The following is a 2,505-nucleotide window of genomic DNA, read 5'->3' on the forward strand; positions in this document are numbered from 1 at the left end:
CTCGTGACTGCGTGCCTTTTGAAGAATGAGCCTGCGAGTTTGCGGTGTGTTGCGAGGTTAACCCGTGTGGGGAAGCCGTAGCGAAAGCGAGTCCGAATAGGGCGATTCAGTAGCACGCTCAAGACCCGAAGCGGAGTGATCTAGCCATGGGCAGGTTGAAGCGGAGGTAAGACTTCGTGGAGGACCGAACCCACCAGGGTTGAAAACCTGGGGGATGACCTGTGGTTAGGGGTGAAAGGCCAATCAAACTCCGTGATAGCTGGTTCTCCCCGAAATGCATTTAGGTGCAGCGTCGTGTGTTTCTTGCCGGAGGTAGAGCACTGGATAGGCGATGGGCCCTACCGGGTTACTGACCTTAGCCAAACTCCGAATGCCGGTAAGTGAGAGCACGGCAGTGAGACTGTGGGGGATAAGCTCCATGGTCGAGAGGGAAACAGCCCAGAGCATCGACTAAGGCCCCTAAGCGTACGCTAAGTGGGAAAGGATGTGGAGTCGCAGAGACAACCAGGAGGTTGGCTTAGAAGCAGCCACCCTTGAAAGAGTGCGTAATAGCTCACTGGTCAAGTGATTCCGCGCCGACAATGTAGCGGGGCTCAAGCGTACCGCCGAAGTCGTGTCATTGCAGCGTATAGCCCCAACGGGTGCTGTGATGGGTAGGGGAGCGTCGTGTGCCGGGTGAAGCAGCCGCGGAAGCGAGTTGTGGACGGTTCACGAGTGAGAATGCAGGCATGAGTAGCGATACACACGTGAGAAACGTGTGCGCCGATTGACTAAGGGTTCCTGGGTCAAGCTGATCTGCCCAGGGTAAGTCGGGACCTAAGGCGAGGCCGACAGGCGTAGTCGATGGACAACCGGTTGATATTCCGGTACCCGCTTTGAAACGCCCAATATCGAGCCCATTAATGCTAAGGCCGTGAAGCCGCCCCGGAGCCTTCGGGCAAAGGGGAGTGGTGGAGCCGCTGACCCAAGGTGGTAGTAGGTAAGCGATGGGGTGACGCAGGAAGGTAGTCCAGCCCGGGCGGTGGTTGTCCCGGGGTAAGGGTGTAGGCCGTGTGGTAGGCAAATCCGTCACACATTAAGGCTGAGACCTGATGCCGAGCCGATTGTGGTGAAGTGGATGATCCTATGCTGTCGAGAAAAGCCTCTAGCGAGTTTCATGGCGGCCCGTACCCTAAACCGACTCAGGTGGTCAGGTAGAGAATACCGAGGCGTTCGGGTGAACTATGGTTAAGGAACTCGGCAAAATGCCCCCGTAACTTCGGGAGAAGGGGGGCCACGCCTGGTGATGGGATTTACTCCCTGAGCTGGGGGTGGCCGCAGAGACCAGCGAGAAGCGACTGTTTACTAAAAACACAGGTCCGTGCGAAGCCGTAAGGCGATGTATACGGACTGACGCCTGCCCGGTGCTGGAACGTTAAGGGGACCGGTTAGCTCTGTTTCGACAGGGCGAAGCTGAGAACTTAAGCGCCAGTAAACGGCGGTGGTAACTATAACCATCCTAAGGTAGCGAAATTCCTTGTCGGGTAAGTTCCGACCTGCACGAATGGCGTAACGACTTCTCGACTGTCTCAACCATAGGCCCGGTGAAATTGCACTACGAGTAAAGATGCTCGTTTCGCGCAGCAGGACGGAAAGACCCCGGGACCTTTACTACAGTTTGATATTGGTGTTCGGTTCGGCTTGTGTAGGATAGGTGGGAGACTTTGAAGCAGCCACGCCAGTGGTTGTGGAGTCGCCGTTGAAATACCACTCTGGTCGTGCTGGATGTCTAACCTCGGTCCGTGATCCGGATCAGGGACAGTGTCTGATGGGTAGTTTAACTGGGGCGGTTGCCTCCCAAAGGGTAACGGAGGCGCCCAAAGGTTCCCTCAGCCTGGTTGGCAATCAGGTGTTGAGTGTAAGTGCACAAGGGAGCTTGACTGTGAGACCGACGGGTCGAGCAGGGACGAAAGTCGGGACTAGTGATCCGGCGGTGGCTTGTGGAAGCGCCGTCGCTCAACGGATAAAAGGTACCCCGGGGATAACAGGCTGATCTTCCCCAAGAGTCCATATCGACGGGATGGTTTGGCACCTCGATGTCGGCTCGTCGCATCCTGGGGCTGGAGTCGGTCCCAAGGGTTGGGCTGTTCGCCCATTAAAGCGGTACGCGAGCTGGGTTTAGAACGTCGTGAGACAGTTCGGTCCCTATCCGCTGTGCGCGTAGGAATATTGAGAAGGGCTGTCCCTAGTACGAGAGGACCGGGACGGACGAACCTCTGGTGTGCCAGTTGTCCTGCCAAGGGCATGGCTGGTTGGCTACGTTCGGGAGGGATAACCGCTGAAAGCATCTAAGCGGGAAGCCTGCTTCGAGATGAGTATTCCCACCTCCTTGAGAGGGTAAGGCTCCCAGTAGACGACTGGGTTGATAGGCCGGATGTGGAAGCCCAGTAATGGGTGGAGCTGACCGGTACTAATAGGCCGAGGGCTTGTCCTCAGTTGCTCGCGTCCACTGTGTTAGTTCTGAAG

General features: G+C 56.8%; 1 rRNA gene. It reads left to right on the plus strand.

Annotation, left to right across the window (positions count from 1 at the left end):
* Positions 1-2,473, plus strand: a 23S ribosomal RNA gene (locus AB0M16_RS36145); the annotation flags it as partial.
* Between the last annotated feature and the right edge of the window lie 32 nt (positions 2,474-2,505).

The sequence above is a fragment of the Streptomyces sp. NPDC051921 genome (assembly GCF_040680975.1).
Lineage (GTDB): Bacteria > Actinomycetota > Actinomycetes > Streptomycetales > Streptomycetaceae > Streptomyces.